We start from the raw sequence: 21626 nt of genomic DNA on the forward strand, positions 1-21626 counted from the left end.
ATGCCGCTGATCCTCGAGACCATCGTCACGACGCTGTCCCCGGCGGGCGAGCTGCACCTCGTCCCGTTCGGGCTGATCGGCGAGGATGAGGGCTACGTCCTCGCGCCGTTCCGGCCATCGCCGACGATCGTCAACCTGGAGGCCAATCCCTGCTTCGCGGCCTCGAGCCCGCGCGACATCCGGGTGATCGCCGGCGCGGTGACGGGCCGGCGCGAGTGGCCGACGCTGCCGTGCGCGGCGATCGAGGGCCGCCGCCTCGCCGACAGTTTCGGCCACGCGGAATTCGCGGTCGCCTCCGTCGAGGCCCACGAGACCCGGCCTCGCTTTCGCGGCCGGATGGTCCACAGCGCCGCGCATTCGCCGTTCATCGGCTTCAACCGCGCGCAGGCGGCGGTCCTCGAGGCCGCCATTCTTTCGACCCGGCTCCACATGCTGGAGCCCGAGAAGGTGTTGACGGAGATGGCCTACCTCGCCATCGCCATTGGCAAGACCGCGGGACCGCGCGAGCGCGAGGCCTGGGGTTGGATCGAGGACAAGGTCGCGGCGGCCCTCGGCCCCGAGGCGCGCGTCCTCGATCGCGACGACCGCTGAGGGCGGGAGGAGAAGGACAAGATGAAGAAAATCACCCTGGCCCTGGCGGCCACGGCGGCCCTGGTGGCGGCGACCGCGCAGGCCCACGGCCCGACCCGGCGCAAGATCACCGAGTCGATCGAGATCAACGCCCCCGCCGACAAGGTCTGGGCCGTGGTCGGCGACCTGAAGAATTCCGACTGGATGCAGAACGTCACCAAGACGGAGCTCAACGGCGACCCGGCCGGCAAGTTCAAGCGTGTGCTGACGCTCAAGAACGGGAATCAGATCTCCGAGACCAGCAACAAGTACAAGCCGGAGGACAAGCTGTTCTCCTACTACATCGACAAGGTCGACGTGAAGGATCTTCCGGCGAACGACTACTCGGCGACCATCACGGTCGAGCCCGAGGGCAACGCCAAGTCGAAGGTCGAGTGGAAGGCGGCGTTCTATCGCGGCTACATGAACAACGACCCGCCGCCGGATCTGAACGACGAGGCCTCCGAGAAGGGCGTCGGCGACTGGATCAAGGCGAGCCTCGCCAACCTGAAGGCCAAGGTCGAGAAGGGCTCGTGAGCCCGGCTCGGGGCCGCGCGACCCTCGTCGCCGGCCTCGTCCTCGTGGCGACCGCCTCCCGCGCCGAACCGGCCCGGGAGGCCATCGTCACCGCCCAGCTCGGCGGCGCGGTCGAGATCGTCGACCTGGCCGCCGGGAAGGTGGTGCGCCGCATCCCCGTCGACGGGGCCCCGGCTGGGATCGCCCTGTCGCCCGATCGCCGGCGGGCCTACGTCACGCGGCCGGAGGGGCACGGCCTCGCGATCCTCGACCTCGACGCCGGCAAGGTCCTGTCCGAGGTGCCGCTGCCCGGCGGCCCGCTCGGCGTCGCTTCCGACCCGCGGGGCGGCGCGGTCTACGTGGCCGACTGGTACGGGCACCGCCTGTTCGTGCTGACCGAGCGCGACGGCACCCTGGTTCCGGACGGCGAGATCGCCGTCGGCGCTTCGCCCTCGGGGATCGCCGTCAGCCCCGACGGGGCGACGCTCTACGTCGCCAACCGCGAGGCCGACACGGTCTCGGTCGTGGACGCCGCGACCCGGCGGGAGACCAAGGTCATCCCGGTGGGGCAGCATCCGTTCGGAATCACGCTCGATGCCGCGGCGGGGCGCGCCTACACGGCCAACGTGACCGGCGACGACGTCTCGGTGCTGGATCTGAAGACAGGGCGCGAGATCGGCCGCATCCCGACCGGCCGCCGGCCCTACGTCATCGCCCTCGCTGGCGGGCGCGGCTTCGTGACGGACCAGTATGCCGGCAGCGTCACGGCGTTCGACCTCGCCACGCTCAAGCCGATCGCCGACGTCGATGTCGGCGACCACCCTGAAGGGATCGCCGCGGATCCCGACGGACGCCTCTACGTCGCCAACTGGGGCGACAACACGCTGAGCGTTCTCGATTCGAAGACGCTCAAGGTGCTGGCGACCATCCCGACGGGCAACGGCCCACGCTCGTTCGGCGCGTTCCTGCGCTGAGCGTCAGCCCGGTCGGCGCTGGGGCGCCCGCCGGTAGGCCGCCCGGGCCATCAGGAGCGCACCGCCGACCTGCAGGAAGCCGGTCTCGCCGAGATCCGAGGGGGCGATATGCGCCTGGATCAGCAGCCGTGTCAGCGCGTTCAGCGCGAGCAACGTCAGGCAGAAGGCCGCGGCGGCGAGCAGGCTGGCGACGAACTCGGGCATGATCTCCCTCCCGTGTCGAACGGGGAGAGATTAGCAAGCCGCGCGCCAAGGCCAAGCTGCCGGGCCGTCCGACCTCAGCGCTTGCGTCCGGCGGGTGCCGGCGCCGGCGTCCCGGCCTGCGCGGCCGGCGTGGGCCGCGGCGTCTCGACGGCGAGCCGCTTCACCGGCCAGCCGTCGCTCCAGCGCTCCATGTCGGCGAGGCGCGGATTGTTCTTCAGCGCCGTCGCGTCCGATCCGGCGAAGGCCGCCGCGGCGGCGAGGTCGAAGGTCTTCCAGAAACCGAGATAATCGAGCGCGTCGACCCGGGCGAGGTTGATCTGCGAGACCAGGGTCTGCTGCTCGCCGGACAGCGCCATGTCGGCGGACCAGCGGAACGGCGGCGGCTTCGTCGCGTCCTTGGGCGCGTCCTTCGGCTCAGGGCCCGGCTTGATGGCGCCGCCGTCGTAGGCCGTGTCCACGCCGGCCGGGGCCGCCAGGGTCGCCGTCAGGGCCGGGAAGCCGTGATCGTCCGACAGCGCCCGCACGAAGAGCTTGCGCTCCAGCGGCACGGCACTCGCCTCGCGCAGGAGGCGCTTGGCCGCGAGATCGGCGGCCCGCGTGTCCTTGTCGCCGACCATGGTCACGATCAGCGTCGCGGGATCGATCGCCGACAGGTCGTTGAGGGCGATGCCGCGGGATTTCGGCCCGCTGGCGATGCCGCCAGGCATCACCGCGAAGATCAGCTTCGGCACCGGCAGGCCCTGGGCCTTGGCCGCGGCAGCCAGATCCATGGCGAGCGGAGCCCCGGCGAGGTGGCCGATCATCGCGACGCGGCCGAGGTCGGGCTTCGCCTCGCCGTCCGTCGCGATCTCGGCGAGTGCCGCCTTGACGAGGGATTCCGCGATGGCCGGGGCGTCGGCCGGGCGGGTCCGGTTCACCTCCTGAAATCGTGGATACAAGATGAGCCAGCCCTGGCGGGCGAGATGATCGATCCAGCCGCCGTAGCTCTGCGGATTGACCGCGCCCCACCCGTGCAGGACGATCGCGACCGGCCGGCCCGTCTCGGGGGCCGCGCCCGCGGCGTAGAACGCGTAGGTCGAGGCCGTGCCGCGCCCGAGCAGCCGCTTGGTCACCGTCGCCTTGCGGTCACCCACACCGCCCGCGCCGTCGGCGGGCTGGGCCGGCGGGGTCGCCGCCTGAACGGACGCGAGACCGGCCAGGGTCATGATCGCGGCGGCGGTGAGCGATCCGCGAAGAACTGTGAGACGCATCCGGGACTCGACTGAGAGACGCACTGCGTCGGCAGGTCAGAATGCGCTGAATAGCAGATTCTCTCGTCTTGGCGACCCGCTGGCGCAGTCTCCTGTCAAGGTTCCGCGGCGGAAGCTAGGTCGGGCCGCAGCCCGTGGGACCCGGACGGTCGAGCTGCCGCGCCAGCGCCGCCAATTCCGCCGGCAGGTCGCGATCCGCCGTGCCGTAGACACTGAGCAGCCCCTCCCGGACCGTGTCGAGAACGGCGGATTCCGCCGAATCCCGCGAACCGGGGCGTCGGAGTGAATCGGCGTGGTTGGTTGCGACAATCTTCATGGCGGCGTCGGGGATCGGTTGTACTGCGGAAGTCCGGGCGCGGCGCGCTCCGGAGTGGCGTACAACTGTGCGGCCGCCTCAGGTTTCCAAGCCGGACGGGATTATTTTGCCGCCCGGTCCGATAACGGACGGTCCCGACCCGGCCGAGGGTCGCCCGGCCGCCTGCTCCACCCAGGCGAGGATGTCTTCGGCGCGCCACGGCTTCGGGATGAAGGTCGCCGAGACGCGCAGGTCGCTCGGCTGGTCGCCCGCGTCGCCCGAGGTCAGCAGGACCCGCACGCGCGGCCAAGTCACGCCGATGATCCGCGCGAGCTCGAAGCCGCCGATCGGTCCGGGCGTGCGGACGTCCGAGAAGACGACACTGACCTCGTCCGCGCGATCGTTGAGGATCGCCAGGGCGCGATCGGCGGTCTCGGCCTCGATCACCGTGAAGCCGGTATCCTCCAGCAGCGTGGCCGCGAGGAAGCGCTCGTCGGGCTGGTCCTCCACGACGAGGATCACGGGCTTCTGGCCAGGCTGTACCGAATCGCTCATGGACCAGGACACTCTACAGGGGCTGAACGGCGGTCGCTTCGATCGGTTCAACGCCCGAGCGCCGCGAAGGGCCAGACCCGCGCGGGCACAGATCCTCCTTGGATCCTTGCACGATTGTGAAGTTGTGGCCGTGTCTTGGGTAACACAGCCACGCCGGAACGCGCCCGATCGGGCGTCCTGGGCCGACTATTCAGCCGACGCCGTGCGATTTCAGGAAGGCCAGCGCGCGCTTCCAGCCGTCCTCCGCTGCCTCGCGGCGGTAGCTCGGACGATAATCCGCGTGGAAGCCGTGCGGCGCGTCCGGGTAAACCACGAGTTCGACGCTCTTGCCGGCCGCCCTGGCGCGGTCGCGCGCCTCCTCGACCGCCGCCACGGGGATGCCGGTATCGGCCCCGCCGTAGAGGGCGAGGAGCGGCGCGTGGATCTCGGCCGCCACGTCGCCGGCGGTGCGCGGCTGGATGTCGGTCCGCTCGCCGCCGACCGGCCCGTACCAGGCGACGGCCGCCTTCAGGTCGCGACGATGCGCCGCGTAGAGCCACGTGGCGCGTCCGCCGCGGCACCATCCCATGACGCCGAGGCGGTTCGGGTCGCCTTTCGCCGCCGAGGCCGCCCAGGCCACCGTCGCGTCGAGATCGCCGATCCACTGCGCGTCCGGCGTCTTCGCGATGACGTCTCGGATGATCTGCTTCGGATCCGACATGGTCGAGAGGTCGCCCTGGCGGGCGTAGAGCTCGGGGGCCACGGCGCAGTAGCCGGCCTTCGCGAGCCTGCGGCAGATGTCCTTGATGTAGTCGTGGACGCCGAAGATCTCCTCGATCACCAGGATGATCGGGAACGGGCCCGCGCCCTCCGGAACCGCGCGGTAGGCCGGCATCGGCCCGTCCGCGGCCGGGATCTTCACCTCGCCGGCCTCGATGCCCGCACTGTCGGTGTGAATCACCTGGGCCTCGACGCGGGTGGTCGCGAGCGTCAGCCCGCTCATCAGGCTCGTCATCACGAAGCCCCGTCGCGACAGGGGCGGCGTGATCAACCCGTCGAGTCCGGCCCGGTCGTGATCCGCCATCGTGCTCTCTCCCTCGTTCCGAGGCTGAGGGCTATCCGCGGGCGGCCGCCCGGGTCAAATCGGCCCCCGTCGCCGGGCCCTCAGGCGCCGGCGGCCGCCAGGGCCCGGACGGGCCGCGGGCTGGCGGCGCGCGCCGGCTCGGCGATCTCGCGGGGCTTCAGCATGTCGCCCAGGCTCACGAAGGTCTCGGCGGCCGGCGAGATCACGGCGCGGATGCCGTAGCCCAGCGCGAAGGAGCGGATCAGCTCGGCGTCCCGCGGGATGCCGAACCGGTCGAGAGCGGCGAGGAACGCCTCGCGGAACAGGCTCGGCCGGCACCAGCGCTTCTCGGCCATCTGCAGCGGCCAGTCCCACAGGCCCTCCGCCCGGCGCGTCGCGAGCGCGGAGCGGGCGATGAAGTAGCCGGTCTGGCGGTGCTCGATTCCGTCCGCCTGCACCGACCAGTCGTCGTTGCCGAACAGTTCGACCTCAGCCGCGTCGCCCATCGGGTCCTCCGCCCTGAACCAGCCTTCCGGCGCACCGGAACATTGCCGGAACACTGGAGCGGAAATCGGCGGTGGTCAAGGCGCTTGTTCCCGGTGCGTTCGCGAATCGCGCGGGCGCGCCTCAGCGGGCCTTGAACATGGCGTGCTCGATCCGGTCGCCCGGGGCGATCCCGAGCTTCGCCGCGGTGCCGGCGTTCAGCTCGAGCACCGCCACGACCGGGCCGCCCGACGGAATGATCGCCGTGGAGAGCGGCTCGGTGTCGGCGGCGATCCGGCTGATCGTCCCGTCGGGCCGGATGAACACCATGTCGAGCGGCAGGTAGGTGTTCTTCATCCACATCGTGACAGGCTGGTTCTGCTCGAAGTCGAACAGCATGCCGTGGTCGGCCGCCATGTGCCGGCGGAACATGAGGCCGCGGGCGCGGGCGGCGTCGTCGCGCATCACCTCGACGTCGAAGCGCTTCGGCCCGGCCTTCGTGACGATCGTCAGCGGCTCCGACTTGGTCGCGGCGGCCCGGGCGGCCGCCTGCGCCACGACGGCGGGCGCCGGGGCGATCGCGGTCAGGGCGAGGCAGGCGATGGCGGTCACCCGGGCGGTGCGAAGGAGGGGTCTCACAGGCTCATGCCTCTCGTGGGATGGCGCGCGGACCGTGAGGCCCGTCGCCCGGTGATAGACCAGGACATGCCGAAGGGAAATCCGACTCCGGATTTTCCGAGTTTCGACAAGGAGATAGGACGGGGTGTGCCGGGCCGGGGAAACGCGGCCTCAATGGGACGCGGGCATCGTCCCGTCGATCAGCCGCACCTCCGCCGCCATCACGCCCTTCGAGCCATCGCCGTAGCGCACCAGGACGGACTCGCCGGGCTTCAGCTCGGCGATCCCGTAGCGCCGCAGCGTTTCCATATGCACGAAGATGTCCGGCGTCCCGTCGCCGCGGGTCAGGAATCCGAACCCGCGCAGGCGGTTGAACCACTTCACGACGGCGGTCTCGAGCCCGCTGGTCGGCGTCACGGTGACGTGCGTGCGCGGCATCGGCAGCTCGGAGGGATGCACCGCCGTCGCCTGATCGAGGGAGATGACCCGGAAGGCCTGCCAGCCGCGGGGCCGCTCGACGGCCTCGACGACGATGCGGGCGCCCTCGCTGGCCGCCTGGTAGCCGTCGCGCCGCAGGCACGTGACGTGGAGCAGGATGTCGGGCGCACCGTCGTCGGGCACGATGAACCCGAAACCCTTGGAGACGTCGAACCACTTGATGCGGCCGGCCACCTCGACGAGGTCGAGCGCCTCATCCTCGTGCTGATCCAGTTCGCCGGTTCGGGCGACATTTCCCCGCTCGGGGTTCTCCGGCCCGGATCCGCGTTCGTCAGACATGGCCGAGCAACCTACACCGAATCACGCCGCGCGCTCTCGCGGCAAGATTAACGAAGTCCTGATGTCCGGGAAGCCCATTTGGCCGGCAGAACAGTGACGCCAAGTTGCAATCTTGGCGCAAGGAGGCGGGGCCGCAACAGTCGATCGGTCGCAGGCTCGGGCGAAACCGGCGTTTAAGCGTCGGGGCTGCCGAGGGGTTTTCCGGATGCCGGCTCTCCCTCCCGGCACTCCCGCGCACGCCGCGTCGGCGTTCACGTTTCCGAGAGCCGACACACCCGCTTCGGGCTCGGTCGGAGCGTCCGTCGCACGGCGCGATGGAAAGGGCGGCCCCGACATGGTTTGGGTGCACCATCATGTCCGTTGACGTCACCCTCGACCGTCCCGTCGCCGCCACCCCGGTCGCTCCCGCCTCGCAGCGGCGCCGCCTGCCGGTCATCGACGCGGCGCGGGCGGCCGCCCTGCTGGCGATGGCGAGCTACCACACGCTCTGGGATCTCGGTCACCTGCGGCTGACCGCGGAGAACTACGCGCTGACGCCGACGGGGCGGCACGCCGCCGAGGCGATCGCCGGCACCTTCCTGGTCCTGGTCGGCATCGGCCTCGTGCTGATGAACGGGCGCGGGGTCCGGCTTCGACCGACGCTGCTGCGGCTCGCGCGGATCGGCGGGGCGGCGCTCCTCGTGACCCTCGGCACCTGGGTCATGTTCCCGGACGCCTTCGTGTTCTTCGGCGTGCTCCACTGCATCGCCGTCTCGAGCCTGCTCGGGCTGCCGTTCCTGTTCCTGCCGGTCCCGGTCACCGCCGTCGCGACCGCGGCCGTGCTCGCCGCGCCGCACGTGGTGCACGCGCCCGTCCTCGACGCGCCGGCCCTGTTCTTCCTCGGCCTCGGCTCGGTGTTGCCGCGGACGAACGACTACGTGCCGCTCTTCCCCTGGTTCGGGCTTGTGCTGGCCGGCATCGTCCTGGGTCGTCTGGCCCTGCCGCGGCTCGCCCGGTCGCGGCTGGGAGCCTGGGCGCCGCGCACGCGGCTCGGCCGCGCCGTCACCTTCGCGGGCCGGCACAGCCTCGCGATCTACCTCATCCACCAGCCGCTGCTGCTGGCGCTGCTGACCGGGCTCGTCACGGTGGTCGGCGCCAATCCGCGCGCCGGGCTGCGGGCGTTCCGCGCCGATTACGTGACGATCTGCGCGCGCACCGGCGGCGAGCCGCCGCTCTGCCGCATCGCAGCCCGCTGCACCTCGGAGGCGCTGCTCCGCGAGGACCTGTTCCGGGAGGATGGCCGCCCCTTCAGCGGCACGGAGCGCCTGCGCGCGCAGGCGATCTCGCAGGGCTGCTACGCCACCCTGGAGGGCGCCGCGCGATCCGCGCGCTGAACGCGGCGACCGACCTCGCAGGGTTGGTCGCCGGCGCGGACCGGATCAGTCCTTGGCGCGCTCGACGTAAGACCCGTCGGCCGTCATGACGACGACGCGGGTGCCGGCGGCGATGTGGGGCGGCACAGTGGTGCGCACGCCGTTCGACAGGGTCGCGGGCTTGTAGGACGACGAGGCGGTCTGGCCCTTAAGGACCGGCTCGGTCTCGGCGACCTCGAGCGTGACGCGCTGGGGCAGCTCGATGGTCAGCGGGACGCCGTTATGGACCGAGAGCATCACCGCCATGCCCTCCTGCAGGTACGGGGCGGCGTCGCCGACCACGTCCTGCGGCACCGCGATCTGCTCGTAGTTCTCGGGGTTCATGAAATGGAACCCCTCGCCGTCGCTGTAGAGGAAGGTGTGCTCGCGATCCTCCACGAAGGCGCGCTCGACCTGCTCGGTCGTCCGGTAGCGCTCGGACACCTTCACGCCGTCCGTGATCCGGCGCATGTCGAGCTGGGTCACCGGGGTGCCCTTGCCGGGGTGGATGTTCTCGGCGAACAGGATCACGTAGAGCTTGCCGTCCTTCTCGACGACGTTGCCCTTACGGAGCGTTGAGGCGATCACCTTCACGGAATTGCGTCCTGCATTGACATGGGGGCCGGCACGCGCCAAGCGCGGGCGCTGCATCTCGGACCCCGCCACTATCGCATCTGCGCCGCGGTTGCCAGCGGGCGGGCGTGGACCGTCGATGGCAACCGGCATCGGCCGCGGCGCGTCTCCGCGGCCCGGAGCCAGTCAGGTCCGAGGATGAGAGTGCTCCAGAACGCGACGCGTCTCCGTCGGAGCCGGCCGGTCCCACCCCGGCGAGGAAGCCGGTCGTGAGCGGACCCGCCTCCCCGTGGTGGTCGGCCGGCCGCCACGCCGACCGGCGCCCGGCACTGCTCCTGCGCAACCGCGTCCTCGCGGCGTTCCGCGCGTGGTTCGCGGACCGCGACTTCGTCGAGGTCGATGCCGCCTGCCTGCAGGTCTCGCCCGGCAACGAGGCGCATCTGTCGGCCTTCGCCACGGAAGCCATCGGTGCGAGCGGCGCCCGCACGCCCCTCTACCTGCACACCTCGCCGGAATTCGCCTGCAAGAAGCTCCTGGCCGCGGGCGAGACGCGGCTGTTCAGCGTCGCCCGGGTGTTCCGCAACCGCGAGCGCGGGCCGCTGCACCATCCCGAATTCACGATGCTCGAGTGGTACCGCGCCGGCGACCCCTACACGGCGCTGATGGCGGATTGCGCCGCCCTGCTCGCCGGCGCGGCCGAGATCGCCGGCGCCCGCCGCTTCACCTTCCGCGACCGGGAGATGGACCCTTTCGTCGAGCCGGAGCGCCTCACCCTGGCCGAGGCCTTCGACCGCTTCGCCGGGATCGACCTGCTGGCGAGCGTCGCACCGGGCGGCGAGACGGACCGCGAGACTCTGGCCGCCGCCGTCGCGGCCTCCGGCCTCCGGGTCGCCCCGGACGATACCTGGGCCGACCTGTTCTCCCGCGTCCTCGTCGCGCGGATCGAGCCGCATCTCGGCCTCGGCCGCCCGACCATCCTGTGCGAGTACCCGATCAGCGAGGCCGCCCTCGCCCGTCCGGCGCCGCACGACCCGCGGGTGGCCGAGCGGTTCGAGCTCTACGCCTGCGGCGTCGAGCTGGCCAACGCGTTCGGCGAGCTGACCGACCCGGCGGAGCAGCGCCGCCGGTTCGAGGCCGAGATGGCCGAGAAGCAGCGGGTCTACGGCGAGCGCTACCCGATCGACGACGAGTTCCTAGCGGCGCTGGCCGTCATGCCGGAGGCGTCGGGAGTCGCCCTGGGCTTCGACCGCCTGGCGATGCTGGCTTGCGGGGCTACCCGGGTCGAGGACGTGATCTGGACTCCCGTGGCGGAGACGCGGCCATGAACCGGGTCCTGCGCAGCGCGGACGACCTCCTCACCGCCGGCCTGATCTCGGGGCCGGAGGCCGAGGCCCTCGGCGCCGTCCTCGCGCGCTACGCGGTCTCGGTGACGCCCGACATGGCCGAGCTGATCGATCCGCAGGACCCCGACGACCCGATCGGCCGCCAGTTCGTGCCCCGCGCCGCGGAGGCCGTGGCGACGCCGGAGGAGCGCGCCGACCCGATCGGCGACGCCGCCCACGCCCCGGTGACGGGGATCGTGCACCGCTACCCGGACCGCGTGCTGCTGAAGCCGCTCCACGTCTGCCCGGTCTACTGCCGCTTCTGCTTCCGCCGGGAGATGGTCGGACCCGACGGGCTCGGGACCCTCACCGACGCCGAGCTCGACGCCGCCCTCGCCTACATCGCGCGGGATCCGCGGATCTGGGAGGTGGTTCTCACCGGCGGCGACCCGTTCGCGCTCTCGCCGCGCCGCCTCGGCGCCATCGCGGAGCGCCTCGCCGCCATCCCCCATGTCCGGGTCATGCGGGTCCACACGCGCGTGCCCGTGGTGAAGCCCGATCTCGTCTCCGACGCCCTCGTCGAAGCGCTCAAGCGGTTCGGGCGCGCGGTCTTCGTCGCCGTCCACGCCAACCATCCGCGGGAATTCACCCCCGCCGCCAGCGCTGCCTGCGCCCGGCTGGTCGATGCCGGCATTCCCCTGGTCAGCCAGTCGGTGCTCCTGCGCGGCGTCAACGACGAGGCCGCGACTCTCGAGGCGCTGATGCGCATCCTCGTCGAGAACCGGATCAAACCGTACTATCTCCACCACGGCGACCTGGCCCCCGGGACGGCCCACCTGCGCACGGACGTGCCCGAGGGGCAGGCGCTGATGCGCGCCCTGCGCGGCCGCCTCTCCGGCCTCGCCCAGCCGACCTACGTGCTCGACATTCCCGGCGGCCACGGCAAGGTGCCGATCGGACCGGGCTACCTGCACGACACCCCCGACGGGGTGCGCGTGACCGATCCGGGCGGGCAGGACCACGCCTACCCGCCGAAGGCGTGACGGAGACTCTTCGATTATGCGCAGGCTTTGGGGCCGCCTCACCTCGGTGAACGTGCAGAAGGCGGTGTGGGGACTCGACGAGACGGGCCTGCCGTATGAGCGGGTCGAGGCCGGCGGCGCCCACGGGGTCGTCGACGACCCCGGCTACCGCGCGATGAACCCGAACGGCCTCGTCCCGACCCTGGAGGAGGACGGCTTCGTCCTGTGGGAATCCAACGCGATCCTCCGCTACCTGGCGGCTGTGAGCCCTGCCCTGGCCCTGCCGGCTGACCCCCGGGCGCGCGCCCACGCGGAGCAGTGGCTCGACTGGCAGGCCACGAGCTTCACGCCGGCCATGCGCGACGCCTTCTGGCAGCTCTACCGCGCGGCCGACCCGGACCGCGGCCTGATCGCCGCATCGCTGAAGAAGAGCGAGGCCATGGCGGAGATCCTCGACCGCCATCTCGCGGACCGGACCTACGCGGTCGGCGACAGCTTCGGCATCGCCGACATCGCCCTCGGCTGCGCGACGCATCGCTGGCTGAACCTTCCGGCCGAGCGGATCGAGCGCCCGGCGCTGCGGCGCTGGTACGACCGGATCGCCGCCCGACCCGGCGCCGCCCGGGCGCTCGGCGAGCCCATCGCCTGACGGCCGCCGCGGGCGCCCGGAGCCTTGCCGGCACGCCCGCGCGATCCACCTTCCCCGACCGCGCCGCCCGGACCGGGACCGGCCTTTCACGGAGCCCCCGATGGCGATCGACCCGACCCTGCGCGACGCGCTCTCCGCCGTGACACCGGCGAGCCTCGCCCGCGCCCTGGCGCGGGCCGGGGTGAAGGCCTGCACGCCGCACGGGCTCTCGGCGCGGGGGAGCGGAACCGTGGTCGGGCCCGCCTACACGATGCGGATGATCCCGGCCCGCGACGACGCCGCGGGCGATCTCGCCGCGGCCATCGATGCCGTCCCCGAAGGCGCTGTGGTCGTGATCGATGCCGCGGCCTCCGCCCTCGCCCTGCCCTTCGGAGCGATCCTGGCGGCACGCCTCGCCCAGCGCGGCGCCGTCGGTCTGATCACCGACGCGGCCCTGCCCGAGGAGATCGGCCTCCCCGCCTGGTGCCGGCCGGCCGCGGCCACAGGGGCCCTGGCCCTGGTCGGCACGCAGGAGCGCGTCGCCTGCGGCGGCGCCGCCATCCATCCCGGCGATATCCTGGTCGGCGACTCGAGCGGCCTCGTCGCCGTGCCGGCGGCGCTCGCCGAACGGGTCGCCCTGGAGGCCGTCGAGCAGCAGCGCCTCGATCTCTGGATCCAGCGCGAGGTCGAGCGCGGCGCCGACCTCGCGAGTCTCCTTCCGCCGGACGCCGCGGCGCTCGCCCGGTTCGAGGCCGAGACGAAGCCGGCCTGAGCACCGTGTTCTTCCCCGTCTCGAAGGTGATCTTCTTCCTGATCACCCCGTCGAACTTCTGCATCTTCGCGATCCTGCTCGGGATCGCCGTCGCGGCGCTGACGCGGTGGCGGAGGGCCGGCCTCGCTCTGGCGCTGCTCGGCACCCTCCTGCTCGGCGCGGCCGGGCTGGCACCCCTGTCGGACGTGGCCCTGATCCCCCTCGAGCAGCGCTTCCCCGCCTATCCGGAAGACGGGCCGGCCCCGGCCGGGATCATCGTGCTGGGCGGCGGCATCGAGACGGGCCTCTCGGAGGCGCGTCGCCAGATCGTCGTCAACGATGCCGGCGAGCGGCCGATCTATCTCGCCGACCTCGCCCGGCGCTACCCGGCGGCGCGGCTGGTCTTCTCCGGCGGCAGCGGCTTCATCGCGGGCGGCATGGCCGAAGCCGACATCGTGAGCCGGCAGGCGGACGTGATCGGCGTGCCGCGGACGCGCCTGATCCTGGAGAACCGCTCGCGCAACACCCACGAGAACGCCGCCTTCTCGGCGGCCCTGGTCCAGCCGAAGCCCGGCGAGCGCTGGCTGCTCGTGACCTCGGCCTGGCACATGCCCCGGGCGGTCGGCTGCTTCCGCCAGGCCGGATTCGCGGTGGACGCCTTCCCGGTGGATTACCGGACGCGCGGCTGGGGCGACGTCGCGCATTTCCACGGCTTCGCGTCGGACGGGCTGCTCCAGTTCGACCTGGCCGTGAAGGAGTGGATCGGCCTCGTCGCCTACCGCCTGTCCGGCTACACGCCGGACTGGCTGCCGGGCCCGGATCCCGACGGGGCCGCGCCGGAGGCCGGCAGCGACAGGCGGTAGATCCCGCGGAAATCGTCCGGGTCGACGGGCTTCCCCTTCCGCAGGATCGCGATCCGCCCGGCATGGGCGAGCCGCACCGCGACCCGGCGGACCGGCTGCATCAGCGGGCCCCAGCCGTCCGGGTGCGGGCCGCCGAGGGCGCGGGCCACCTCCGAGGGGCAGACGGTCTTCTCGGCGCCGCGCTCGGCCACGAGGCGCAGCATCGCCGTCTCGATCGCGGCGTCGTCGGGTCGTGGGTCGGTCATGTGCGAGCCTCTTCGGCGGGCGACAGGAGCGGCGCCTCGAGCGGTCCCTCGTGAGGCCCCTCCCCGGCTTCGAGGAGCGCCTTGCGGATCTCCGAGGCAAACTGACGGCGCCACATGATGATCACGACGGCCGTCGTCGAGACGAACAGCACGTAGGGGCTGATGAACCAGCCGAGATAGGCCAGCGCGAAGAAGAACGCGCGCTGACCGCGGGCGAAGTGCCGCCCGGCGCTGACGTTCATGGCCGCGAGCCGCCGCACCGCCCGCAGCATCTCGACGTCGCTCGTGCCGGACCCCTTGTGCGGCACGGCGCCCAGCAGGATCGCCGTGTAATTGAACAGCCTGTAGGCCCAGGCGAATTTGAAGAACGCGTAGACGAAGATCAGCGCGAGGCCGGCGACCTTCAGCTCCCAGGTCAGGCGATTGGCCACCGTCCCGAAGGGCAGCGTGGCGAACATATTCAGGACGTCGTCCCCGGAGCGCGACAGGGTCAGGACGGAACCCAGCGCGATGAGCGAGGTCGAGGCGAAGAAGGCCGTGCCGTTCTGCAGCGACGCGTTGATCTGCGTGTCGACCACCCGGTTGTCGCGGCCGATGACCTGGCGCGCCCAGTTTGCCCGGTGGCCGTTCATGATCTGGCTGAGGGAGACCATCCTGCCGCGCAGCCGGCCGACGGACAGGCCGTAGGCGATCCAGGCGAGGACGAAGTAGAGCAGCGCCGCGAGATCGAGATGCGAGAAGGCGGCGCTGCCGGCGGACAGGTCGGTCATGGTCTCCGGATGGCGGATACGCGAAGGGGCCGTCCGCCATACCAGTCCGCGGGCGCGCGCTGAACCCGCGGCGGCGATCTCAGTCGCGCAGGATCCGGAATTCGCCGCCGCGCGGCACGTCGCCGCCGTCCCGCGCGGCCACGTCGGTCACGCGCGCACCCGGCGGACCCGACCGGCACAGGGCCGCCATCTCCGCCACGGCCTCCGGCGCGCCGCTGAAGACCGCCTCGACCGTGCCGTCGTCGCGGTTGCGCACGGAACCGGCGAGGCCGCGGGCGCGGGCCTCGGACTGCGTCCAGGCCCGGTAGGACACGCCCTGGACGCGACCGGTGACGATGACGGAGATCGTCCGGGTCTCGCTCATGCGGGCGCGGTCTCACCTGGATGGGCCCGCGCCGGCGGCGCGGGCCGGGATCGCCTCACTCGGCCGCGATCGGGCGACGCATGCCGGCGCCGAGGGCCGGGGTCCGCGTCGCGCCGGTGCGGACATGCGTGGAGTAGAGCATCAGGCCCGTGAAGGCGATGCCGCCCACGATGTTCCCGATCAGCGTCGGGATCTCGTTCCAGAGCAGGTAGTCCATCACCGTGAGGTGGCCGCCCATGAGGATCGCCGACGGGAACAGGAACATGTTCACCACCGAGTGCTCGAAGGTCATGAAGAAGAACACCGTGATCGGCATCCACATCGCGATGACCTTGCCGGGCACCGAGGTCGACAGCATGGCGCCGATGACGCCGGTCGAGACCATCCAGTTGCACAGCATGGCGCGGACGAAGAGCGTCAGCATCCCCGACGCGCCGTACTTCTCGTAGCCGAGGGTGCGCGCCTCGCCGATCCCGGCGATGAGCTTGCCGACGGCGTTCGGCTCGGTGGCGAAGCCGAAGGTGAAGACGATCGACATCATCACCGCGGTGGTCAGGGCGCCCGCGAAGTTGCCGAAGAAGACCAGCACCCAGTTGCGGGCGACGCCGGCCACGGTGACGCCGGGGCGCTTGTCGATGAGGGCGAGCGGCGTGAGCACGCAGACGCCGGTGAACAGGTCGTAGCCGAGCAGGTACAGCATCGAGAAGCCGACCGGGAACAGCAGCGCCGCGACCAGCGGCTGGCCGGTCGCCTGGTTGACGCTCACCGCGAAGGCGGCGGCGAGCGCCAGGATCGCGCCGGCCATGTAGGCTCGGATGAACGTGTCCTTGGTAGCCATGAAGACCTTCGCCTCACCGGCATCGACGGCCTTCTTCACAAAATCGGCGGGCGCCAGATACGACATGCACAACTCTCCCTCGCGAACGCACGCCGATCGTCGTTGACCGACGGGCGCGCCGCGCAATCACGGATGGCCGGACGGGCGCGGTGCTGCCGCTCGCCCTCCAGCTCGCTCGTGGGCAAGCATGTCGCGTACCAACTGCGCGACGCTCAGGCGGGCAGGCCGCGGGCCCAGGTGCCGAGTTCCCGAAGATAGGCGGGCGGCAGCTGCGCCGCGCGCGCCGCCGCGACGACCGCCTCCAGGTATCCGGGCCTCGGACGGCCGGGCGCGGTCGAGCATCCGCGATAGATCAGGGCGCGCTTGACGCCCTCCCCGGTGCGGACCGGCAGCGCCGCCTTGGTGTAGAGCCCCCCGGCGACGCCCTCGTAGCGGTCGAGGGCCGGGATGTCGTCGGGAGCGAGTTCCCACAGGACGCCCCAGACGGTGCGCCTTCGATCGGGCACGACGGACGCGTAGCCCTCGCGCATGATGATGAAGCGGTGGTTCGGCAGATGTCCGCCGCCGATCAGCCGCGAAACCGGGCAGCGCAGCGCCATCGCGGCGGCATCCATGTTGGCGCCGTAGGCGAAATAGAGGGGCATGCCGGAGCTGTGAGAGCCTACTCGCCCGCGGGAGGATCGAGGCGCCGCGCGGCCCGCTCGTTCGCGCGCACGGCCGCGTAGGCGATCGCCAGCGTGATCGCCGGAATGCCGAACGCTACGAAGATCCAGTCGTAGTTCACGGCTTCAGGCTCCGGAGGGCACGCCTCGCGCCGTAATGTAGTGCGCAGCCGGTCCCCAGCCGAACGAGCGTGAAGATCGCGTTCTCGACGCGCAGCGCCGGTGCACTCGGCACACCGAAGCTCGCGGCCGTCATCGGCGTGACGAAGCCGATGACGACGTAGGCAACCGCGATGTTGTTCAGCGCCGTCGCCAGCAGCTTGGTCTGCTCGTTGTGAACCGCAGTCACGGCCGCGAGCGCGACGCGTGCCCCGCGATCAGGCGAATTCCAGGATCACCGCGTCGACCGCGAGGCTGTCGCCCTCCTTGGCGTGGATCTTCCCCACCGTCGCGTCGCGCTCGGCGCGGAGGACGTTCTCCATCTTCATGGCCTCGACGACCGCGATCGGCTCGCCGTTCTTCACCTCCTGGCCCTCGGTGACGAGGATCTGCTTCACGAGGCCGGGCATCGGGCAGAGCACCTGCTTGCCCGAGCCGGCCTGCTCCTTCACCGGCATCAGGGCGGCGAGCTCCGCCTCGCGGCGGGTGTAGACCCGGGCCTCGGCGGCCGCGCCGGCGTGCTGCAGGAACACGCCGTTGAGCAGGCTGCGCACCTGGATCGCCACGCGCTCCGAGCCGATCGTGCCGATCCAGACCGGCTCGCCCGGGCGCCAGGCGCTCGCCACCGTGAGCGCCGTGCCGTCGTCGCGGGTGACGAGGATGTCCTCGCCCTCCGGCTCGACCGTCACCGGGAAGGAGTGACCCGCCAGGATCACCACGCGCTCACGCTCGAAGGCGAAGAGGCCGGGCGCGCGCATCTGCCCGGAGATGCCGCGCTTGCGCTGGTTGAGCTTGTGGTCGATCGCCGCCGCCGCCGCCATCATGCGGATCGCCACCGGGCCGGCGGGCTCCGGAGCCGTGAAACCCTCGGGGAATTCCTCGGCGATGAAGCCTGTGGACAGCCGACCCTCCTGCCAGCGCGGATGGGCCATCAGCGCCGAGAGGAACGGGATGTTGTGGCGGATGCCGTCGATGGCGAAGGCGTCGAGGGCCTCGCCCTGCGCGGCGATCGCCTCGGCCCGGGTCGGCGCCCAGGAGACCAGCTTGGCGATCATCGGGTCGTAGTGGATGGCGATCTCGCCGCCCTCCTCCACGCCGGTATCGTTGCGGATGATCGCCGTGCCCTGCTGGCCCTCCTCCGGCGGACGGTAGGTGGTCAGCCGGCCGATCGAGGGCAGGAAGTTGCGGGTCGGGTCCTCGGCGTAGACGCGGCTCTCGACCGCCCAGCCGTTCAGCTTCACGTCGTCCTGGGTGATCGGCAGCTTCTCGCCGGCCGCGACGCGGATCATCAGCTCGACGAGGTCGAGGCCGGTGATCATCTCGGTGACCGGATGCTCGACCTGCAGACGGGTGTTCATCTCCAGGAAGTAGAAGGACTTGTCCTGCCCGGCGACGAACTCGACCGTGCCGGCCGAGTCGTAGTTCACCGCCTTGGCGAGCGCGACGGCCTGCTCGCCCATCTTGCGGCGGGTCTTCTTGTCGAGGAGCGGCGACGGCGCCTCCTCGATCACTTTCTGGTTACGGCGCTGGATCGAGCACTCCCGCTCGCCGAGGTAGACGACGTTGCCGTGCTTGTCGCCGATCAGCTGGATCTCGATGTGGCGCGGGTCGGTGATGAACTTCTCGATGAAGACGCGGTCGTCGCCGAAGGAGGAGGCCGCCTCCGACTTGGCGCGGGCGAAGCCCTCCGCCACTTCCTCGCCCGAGTAGGCGATGCGCATCCCCTTGCCGCCGCCGCCCGCGGAGGCCTTGATCATCACCGGGTAGCCGATCTCGTCGGCGATCTTCCTGGCGTGCTCGGGTGATTCGATCACGCCGAGGAAGCCCGGAACCGTCGAGACCTCGGCGGCGGCGGCCGCCTTCTTCGACTCGATCTTGTCGCCCATGGCGGCGATGGCCCCCGGGTTGGGGCCGATGAACACGATGCCGGCGGCCTCGAGCGCCTTCGGGAAGGCCTCGCGCTCGGAGAGGAAGCCGTATCCCGGATGGACGGCCTGGGCGCCGGTCTTCTTGCAGGCCTCGACGATCTTCTCGATCACGAGGTACGATTCGGAGGCGGCAGCGGGCCCGATATGCACGGCCTCGTCGGCCATGGCGACGTGCACGGCGTCGCGATCGGCATCCGAGTAGACCGCTACGGTCTTGATGCCCATCCTCCGGGCCGTCTTGATCACCCGGCAGGCGATCTCACCCCGGTTGGCAATCAGGATCTTGTCGAACATCGCTGGCGCACTGCTTTCGAGATCGCCGGATTGCGCACCGGCTTGACTGTCCCGATAGATCAGTTGCGCCGCGGACGGAAGCTGCGCCTTGGTCTGAGGCTCAGGCGGCCAGGGCGAAGGTCATGCGCGGGGCCTGGACCGTGTCGCGGGCGCGACGGTTGGCCTCGAGGGCGAAGGCCACCAGTGATTCGGCGCTGCTCTCGGCCTCACGGACGACTTCCATGGCGATCCGGGCACCCACCGCGCTCGGGCCGTCGCGGCCGCTGAGCGAGGCGGCGAGCCAGGCGGCGACGTCGCGGTCGATGTAGCCGGTCGGGCGCGAGCCCCACACGGCGAAGTCGACGACCGAGGCGACCAGGAAGTCGGCGAAGGCGTCGGAACCGATCACCGCCCGCTCGAGGGCGATCAGGAGGTCGGCCTCCTCGCGGTTCATGAGGCCGTCCGGGAGAACCTCGCGCTTCAGGACGAGCAGGTCCTCGTCGCTGATCGTGCCGGCCGAGACAGCATGGTTGCAGAACTGTTGAACGGAAATGGTGGTCATGATCGCCTGCCTCCCCGACCTTTGTTGCGGTCGGCTCTAGTCCCTGTGTGTCTTCAACTTACGGGACCGCTCCCCTTCCAGAGGTTAATGGCGAGATCTGAACGGAAGTTCAGGTAAACACCCCCCGAGCAAGCAGGCTTATTGGGACGTTGACCGGTTGCGTTACCGGACGATGACCGTGGCTCCCACGGGCACCCGGTTGTAGAGGTCGACCACGTCGATGTTGCGCATCCGGATGCACCCCGAGGAGACCGCCTGGCCGATCTTCTCGGGCTCGTTCGTGCCGTGGATCCGGTAGAGCGTGTCCCGACCGCGGTCCGACAGGTACAGGGCGCGGGCGCCGAGCGGGTTCATCGGGCCGCCCTGCATGGCGTGGACGTGCGGCCAGCGCCGGATCATCTCGGCCGGCGGGTTCCAGGCCGGCCACTCCGCCTTGCGGTCGATCCGGGCCGTGCCGGTCCAGCCATACGCCTCGTCGCCCACCGACACGCCGTAGCGCATCGCCCGGCCGTTCGGCAGGACGAGGTAGAGCTGGCGCTCCTTGGTCTCGACGACGATCGTGCCGGGCGCTTCCCGGGTCGGGTCGGCGATCTCATAGCGGGCGAAGTGCGGATCGAACTCGGCCTCGGGCACCAGGGCCATGTACTCGGCGTCGCGGGCCGAGAGCGCCGGATCGGGCACGCCCTTGAAGGTGCAGCCCGCCAGCAGCAGGGCGCAGCCGAGTCCCGAGATGATGCGCATATCCCCGCCTCGAAGGTCGTCGCGGCCGCGGACGGGGCGCGCGGATCGCCGATCCGGGTCCGTCCCGTGGAAGAATCACGCAACCATAAGGGGGCAACGGCACCCCGCCGTAGTCCGCGCGTTGGGCCCGTGGCACATTGCCGGCTCCTGTTGCCGGTGCGCGACAGGCGAGCATCCGGGAGCGACCCTCGTGACCACCCTGTACGTGAGCCATCCCGCCAGCTTCGATCACGAGGTCCCCGAGGGGCATCCGGAGCGACCGGCCCGGATGCGCGCGGTGGAGCGGGCCCTGGAGGACGAGCGCTTCGCGGGCCTCGTGCGGGCCACGGCGCCCCGGGGCGAGATCGAGGCCGTCACGCTCGCGCACCCGCGCGAGTACGTCGATGCGCTGGTGGCGGCGGTGCCCGAGCACGGCATGGTCGGCATCGATTCCGACACGATCCTGTCGGCGGGCAGCCTGGAGGCGACGCTGCGGGCCGTGGGCGGCGGGATGCACGCCGTCGACGCCGTCGTCGGCGGCGAGTGCCGCAACGCCTTCGTGGCCATGCGCCCGCCCGGCCACCACGCCGAGCGGACCCGCGCGATGGGCTTCTGCCTGTTCAACCATGCCGCCATCGCGGCCCTGCACGCCCGGAAGAAGCACGGCGCCGAGCGGGTGGCGCTCGTGGACTGGGACGTCCACCACGGCAACGGCAGCCAGGACATCTTCTGGAACGACGCCTCGGTGCTCTACTGCTCGACCCACCAGATGCCGCTCTATCCCGGGACCGGATCGCCGTCCGAGCGGGGCGAGAAGGACACGATCGTCAACGTGCCGCTGCGGCCGAACGACGACGGCGAGGTGTTCCGCGAGGCGTTCGAGACCGGCATCCTCTCCCGCCTGGAGGCGTTCCGGCCGGACGTGATCGTGATCTCCGCCGGCTTCGACGCGCACCGGCTGGACCCCCTCGCCAATCTGCGGCTGGAGGCCGAGGATTTCGGCTGGGCGACCCGCCGCCTGATGGACCTGGCCGAGCGCTGCGCGGGCGGCCGGGTCGTCTCGATCCTCGAGGGCGGCTACAGCCTCGAGGGCCTCGGCAAGTCGGTGGCCGCCCACGTCGACGCGCTGATGGGCCGCTGACGGCGGCTGCGTTGCGGTCGTCCGGCGGCACGCGATAATCGGCGTCTCGGAGGAGATCGCCGCCATGCCGCCACGGAGCCGTCTGCGCCCA

The 21626-nt window shown here is 71.3% G+C and carries 29 protein-coding genes; 10 read left to right on the forward strand and 19 right to left on the reverse strand.

The window, feature by feature from the left end:
- The 3 genes from BLW78_RS03805 to BLW78_RS03815 are packed head-to-tail and all read left to right on the forward strand — an operon-like array spanning position 1 to position 2099.
- A complete protein-coding gene (locus tag BLW78_RS03805; protein ID WP_020092079.1) occupies positions 1-591 on the forward strand; it encodes a DUF447 domain-containing protein in 591 nt (196 codons plus the stop codon).
- Positions 592-612: 21 nt separating this feature from the next.
- Positions 613-1146, forward strand: coding sequence for an SRPBCC family protein (locus BLW78_RS03810; RefSeq protein WP_020092078.1), 534 nt, complete (start codon positions 613-615; stop codon positions 1144-1146).
- Positions 1143-2099: a YncE family protein gene (locus BLW78_RS03815; protein ID WP_020092077.1), complete on the forward strand. Its 957-nt coding sequence runs from the start codon at positions 1143-1145 to the stop codon at positions 2097-2099. Before BLW78_RS03810 ends, BLW78_RS03815 begins: the two co-directional genes overlap by 4 nt.
- Before the next feature lie 3 nt (positions 2100-2102).
- Here the strand turns inward: BLW78_RS03815 and BLW78_RS03820 are convergent, their stop codons facing one another.
- The 8 genes from BLW78_RS03820 to BLW78_RS03855 form a co-directional block, all read right to left on the reverse strand.
- Positions 2103-2303 carry a hypothetical protein gene (locus BLW78_RS03820; RefSeq protein ID WP_020092076.1) on the reverse strand — a complete coding sequence of 67 codons (201 nt, stop codon included), beginning with the start codon at positions 2301-2303 and terminating at the stop codon, positions 2103-2105.
- Between the two features lie 74 nt (positions 2304-2377).
- Complete coding sequence (locus tag BLW78_RS03825; protein ID WP_091676800.1) at positions 2378-3553, reverse strand: alpha/beta hydrolase; 1176 nt, start codon at positions 3551-3553, stop codon at positions 2378-2380.
- A gap of 115 nt (positions 3554-3668) precedes the next feature.
- Positions 3669-3869, reverse strand: a complete 201-nt coding sequence (locus tag BLW78_RS03830; protein ID WP_056528808.1) for a hypothetical protein — start codon at positions 3867-3869, stop codon at positions 3669-3671.
- A gap of 78 nt (positions 3870-3947) precedes the next feature.
- Positions 3948-4403 (reverse strand): response regulator, encoded by a 456-nt coding sequence (locus BLW78_RS03835; RefSeq protein WP_042675510.1) that lies wholly within the window; start codon positions 4401-4403, stop codon positions 3948-3950.
- Positions 4404-4593: 190 nt separating this feature from the next.
- Positions 4594-5466, reverse strand: coding sequence for a dienelactone hydrolase family protein (locus BLW78_RS03840; protein ID WP_091676803.1), 873 nt, complete (start codon positions 5464-5466; stop codon positions 4594-4596).
- A gap of 80 nt (positions 5467-5546) precedes the next feature.
- A complete protein-coding gene (locus tag BLW78_RS03845) occupies positions 5547-5951 on the reverse strand; it encodes a hypothetical protein (RefSeq protein ID WP_020092071.1) in 405 nt (134 codons plus the stop codon).
- Between the two features lie 121 nt (positions 5952-6072).
- Positions 6073-6507, reverse strand: a complete 435-nt coding sequence (locus BLW78_RS03850) for a DUF192 domain-containing protein (RefSeq protein ID WP_081636457.1) — start codon at positions 6505-6507, stop codon at positions 6073-6075.
- 210 nt (positions 6508-6717) lie between these two features.
- Complete coding sequence (locus BLW78_RS03855) at positions 6718-7323, reverse strand: cold-shock protein (RefSeq protein WP_244526763.1); 606 nt, start codon at positions 7321-7323, stop codon at positions 6718-6720.
- Positions 7324-7676: 353 nt separating this feature from the next.
- Between BLW78_RS03855 and BLW78_RS03860 the strand changes: the two genes are divergently transcribed.
- Complete coding sequence (locus BLW78_RS03860) at positions 7677-8696, forward strand: heparan-alpha-glucosaminide N-acetyltransferase (RefSeq protein WP_091676808.1); 1020 nt, start codon at positions 7677-7679, stop codon at positions 8694-8696.
- Positions 8697-8741: 45 nt separating this feature from the next.
- On the opposite strand, the gene efp is transcribed toward BLW78_RS03860, so the two are convergent.
- The gene (efp, locus tag BLW78_RS03865; protein WP_199778764.1) at positions 8742-9365 is read right to left on the reverse strand and encodes an elongation factor P; all 624 of its coding nucleotides are present in this window, start codon (positions 9363-9365) and stop codon (positions 8742-8744) included.
- Between the two features lie 191 nt (positions 9366-9556).
- Here efp and epmA point away from each other — a divergent pair, with 191 nt between their 5' ends.
- From epmA to BLW78_RS03890, 5 genes are all read left to right on the forward strand, one after another.
- Positions 9557-10612: an EF-P lysine aminoacylase EpmA gene (epmA, locus tag BLW78_RS03870; RefSeq protein ID WP_091676810.1), complete on the forward strand. Its 1056-nt coding sequence runs from the start codon at positions 9557-9559 to the stop codon at positions 10610-10612.
- Positions 10609-11652, forward strand: a complete 1044-nt coding sequence (locus BLW78_RS03875) for a lysine-2,3-aminomutase-like protein (protein ID WP_091676813.1) — start codon at positions 10609-10611, stop codon at positions 11650-11652. Before epmA ends, BLW78_RS03875 begins: the two co-directional genes overlap by 4 nt.
- Positions 11653-11668: 16 nt before the next feature.
- Entirely contained in the window at positions 11669-12280 is a 612-nt protein-coding gene (locus BLW78_RS03880) for a glutathione S-transferase family protein (protein WP_091676815.1), read from the forward strand.
- A 100-nt stretch (positions 12281-12380) separates the two neighbouring features.
- Entirely contained in the window at positions 12381-13031 is a 651-nt protein-coding gene (locus tag BLW78_RS03885; protein WP_020092063.1) for an RraA family protein, read from the forward strand.
- Positions 13032-13036: 5 nt separating this feature from the next.
- Positions 13037-13873: a YdcF family protein gene (locus BLW78_RS03890; RefSeq protein WP_091676818.1), complete on the forward strand. Its 837-nt coding sequence runs from the start codon at positions 13037-13039 to the stop codon at positions 13871-13873.
- Here the strand turns inward: BLW78_RS03890 and BLW78_RS03895 are convergent.
- The 10 genes from BLW78_RS03895 to BLW78_RS03935 all read right to left on the reverse strand — a co-directional run bounded on the left by BLW78_RS03895 (position 13801) and on the right by BLW78_RS03935 (position 20415).
- Positions 13801-14118 carry a DUF3253 domain-containing protein gene (locus tag BLW78_RS03895; protein WP_042675267.1) on the reverse strand — a complete coding sequence of 106 codons (318 nt, stop codon included), beginning with the start codon at positions 14116-14118 and terminating at the stop codon, positions 13801-13803. The genes BLW78_RS03890 and BLW78_RS03895 overlap by 73 nt on opposite strands.
- Complete coding sequence (locus tag BLW78_RS03900; protein ID WP_091676820.1) at positions 14115-14888, reverse strand: DUF599 domain-containing protein; 774 nt, start codon at positions 14886-14888, stop codon at positions 14115-14117. The genes BLW78_RS03895 and BLW78_RS03900 overlap by 4 nt, the downstream gene beginning before the upstream one ends.
- A gap of 79 nt (positions 14889-14967) precedes the next feature.
- Positions 14968-15252: an acylphosphatase gene (locus tag BLW78_RS03905; protein ID WP_091676823.1), complete on the reverse strand. Its 285-nt coding sequence runs from the start codon at positions 15250-15252 to the stop codon at positions 14968-14970.
- A 55-nt stretch (positions 15253-15307) separates the two neighbouring features.
- Positions 15308-16156, reverse strand: a complete 849-nt coding sequence (locus tag BLW78_RS03910) for a formate/nitrite transporter family protein (RefSeq protein ID WP_020092058.1) — start codon at positions 16154-16156, stop codon at positions 15308-15310.
- Between the two features lie 146 nt (positions 16157-16302).
- Complete coding sequence (locus BLW78_RS03915) at positions 16303-16734, reverse strand: gamma-glutamylcyclotransferase family protein (RefSeq protein WP_091676826.1); 432 nt, start codon at positions 16732-16734, stop codon at positions 16303-16305.
- Positions 16735-16751: 17 nt separating this feature from the next.
- Positions 16752-16874 carry a hypothetical protein gene (locus BLW78_RS31980; protein WP_280142449.1) on the reverse strand — a complete coding sequence of 41 codons (123 nt, stop codon included), beginning with the start codon at positions 16872-16874 and terminating at the stop codon, positions 16752-16754.
- On the reverse strand, positions 16871-17101 hold the full coding sequence (locus BLW78_RS03920) for a hypothetical protein (RefSeq protein WP_056528780.1): 231 nt from the start codon (positions 17099-17101) through the stop codon (positions 16871-16873). The genes BLW78_RS31980 and BLW78_RS03920 overlap by 4 nt, the downstream gene beginning before the upstream one ends.
- 28 nt (positions 17102-17129) lie before the next feature.
- The gene (locus tag BLW78_RS03925; protein WP_056528777.1) at positions 17130-19133 is read right to left on the reverse strand and encodes an acetyl-CoA carboxylase biotin carboxylase subunit; all 2004 of its coding nucleotides are present in this window, start codon (positions 19131-19133) and stop codon (positions 17130-17132) included.
- 100 nt (positions 19134-19233) lie between these two features.
- A complete protein-coding gene (locus BLW78_RS03930; protein ID WP_020092054.1) occupies positions 19234-19674 on the reverse strand; it encodes a hypothetical protein in 441 nt (146 codons plus the stop codon).
- A gap of 162 nt (positions 19675-19836) precedes the next feature.
- Positions 19837-20415: a L,D-transpeptidase gene (locus tag BLW78_RS03935; RefSeq protein ID WP_020092053.1), complete on the reverse strand. Its 579-nt coding sequence runs from the start codon at positions 20413-20415 to the stop codon at positions 19837-19839.
- A gap of 190 nt (positions 20416-20605) precedes the next feature.
- Between BLW78_RS03935 and BLW78_RS03940 the strand changes: the two genes are divergently transcribed.
- Positions 20606-21535: a histone deacetylase family protein gene (locus tag BLW78_RS03940; RefSeq protein ID WP_020092052.1), complete on the forward strand. Its 930-nt coding sequence runs from the start codon at positions 20606-20608 to the stop codon at positions 21533-21535.
- Positions 21536-21626 lie beyond the last annotated feature (91 nt).

The sequence above is a fragment of the Methylobacterium sp. 275MFSha3.1 genome (assembly GCF_900108435.1).
In the GTDB taxonomy this organism is placed as follows: domain Bacteria; phylum Pseudomonadota; class Alphaproteobacteria; order Rhizobiales; family Beijerinckiaceae; genus Methylobacterium.

Excerpts from the sequence above, each read along its gene's own strand:
- BLW78_RS03805 (WP_020092079.1), top strand. The coding sequence starts at position 1 with ATGCCGCTGATCCTCGAGACCATCGTCACGACGCTGTCCCCGGCGGGC.
- BLW78_RS03810 (WP_020092078.1), top strand. The coding sequence starts at position 613 with ATGAAGAAAATCACCCTGGCCCTGGCGGCCACGGCGGCCCTGGTGGCG.
- BLW78_RS03820 (WP_020092076.1), bottom strand. The coding sequence starts at position 2,303 with ATGCCCGAGTTCGTCGCCAGCCTGCTCGCCGCCGCGGCCTTCTGCCTG.
- BLW78_RS03825 (WP_091676800.1), bottom strand. The coding sequence starts at position 3,553 with ATGCGTCTCACAGTTCTTCGCGGATCGCTCACCGCCGCCGCGATCATG.
- BLW78_RS03830 (WP_056528808.1), bottom strand. The coding sequence starts at position 3,869 with ATGAAGATTGTCGCAACCAACCACGCCGATTCACTCCGACGCCCCGGT.
- BLW78_RS03835 (WP_042675510.1), bottom strand. The coding sequence starts at position 4,403 with ATGAGCGATTCGGTACAGCCTGGCCAGAAGCCCGTGATCCTCGTCGTG.
- BLW78_RS03840 (WP_091676803.1), bottom strand. The coding sequence starts at position 5,466 with ATGGCGGATCACGACCGGGCCGGACTCGACGGGTTGATCACGCCGCCC.
- BLW78_RS03845 (WP_020092071.1), bottom strand. The coding sequence starts at position 5,951 with ATGGGCGACGCGGCTGAGGTCGAACTGTTCGGCAACGACGACTGGTCG.
- BLW78_RS03855 (WP_244526763.1), bottom strand. The coding sequence starts at position 7,323 with ATGTCTGACGAACGCGGATCCGGGCCGGAGAACCCCGAGCGGGGAAAT.
- BLW78_RS03860 (WP_091676808.1), top strand. The coding sequence starts at position 7,677 with ATGTCCGTTGACGTCACCCTCGACCGTCCCGTCGCCGCCACCCCGGTC.
- efp (WP_199778764.1), bottom strand. The coding sequence starts at position 9,365 with ATGCAGCGCCCGCGCTTGGCGCGTGCCGGCCCCCATGTCAATGCAGGA.
- BLW78_RS03875 (WP_091676813.1), top strand. The coding sequence starts at position 10,609 with ATGAACCGGGTCCTGCGCAGCGCGGACGACCTCCTCACCGCCGGCCTG.
- BLW78_RS03880 (WP_091676815.1), top strand. The coding sequence starts at position 11,669 with ATGCGCAGGCTTTGGGGCCGCCTCACCTCGGTGAACGTGCAGAAGGCG.
- BLW78_RS03885 (WP_020092063.1), top strand. The coding sequence starts at position 12,381 with ATGGCGATCGACCCGACCCTGCGCGACGCGCTCTCCGCCGTGACACCG.
- BLW78_RS03895 (WP_042675267.1), bottom strand. The coding sequence starts at position 14,118 with ATGACCGACCCACGACCCGACGACGCCGCGATCGAGACGGCGATGCTG.
- BLW78_RS03900 (WP_091676820.1), bottom strand. The coding sequence starts at position 14,888 with ATGACCGACCTGTCCGCCGGCAGCGCCGCCTTCTCGCATCTCGATCTC.
- BLW78_RS03905 (WP_091676823.1), bottom strand. The coding sequence starts at position 15,252 with ATGAGCGAGACCCGGACGATCTCCGTCATCGTCACCGGTCGCGTCCAG.
- BLW78_RS03910 (WP_020092058.1), bottom strand. The coding sequence starts at position 16,156 with ATGTCGTATCTGGCGCCCGCCGATTTTGTGAAGAAGGCCGTCGATGCC.
- BLW78_RS03915 (WP_091676826.1), bottom strand. The coding sequence starts at position 16,734 with ATGCCCCTCTATTTCGCCTACGGCGCCAACATGGATGCCGCCGCGATG.
- BLW78_RS03925 (WP_056528777.1), bottom strand. The coding sequence starts at position 19,133 with ATGTTCGACAAGATCCTGATTGCCAACCGGGGTGAGATCGCCTGCCGG.
- BLW78_RS03930 (WP_020092054.1), bottom strand. The coding sequence starts at position 19,674 with ATGACCACCATTTCCGTTCAACAGTTCTGCAACCATGCTGTCTCGGCC.
- BLW78_RS03935 (WP_020092053.1), bottom strand. The coding sequence starts at position 20,415 with ATGCGCATCATCTCGGGACTCGGCTGCGCCCTGCTGCTGGCGGGCTGC.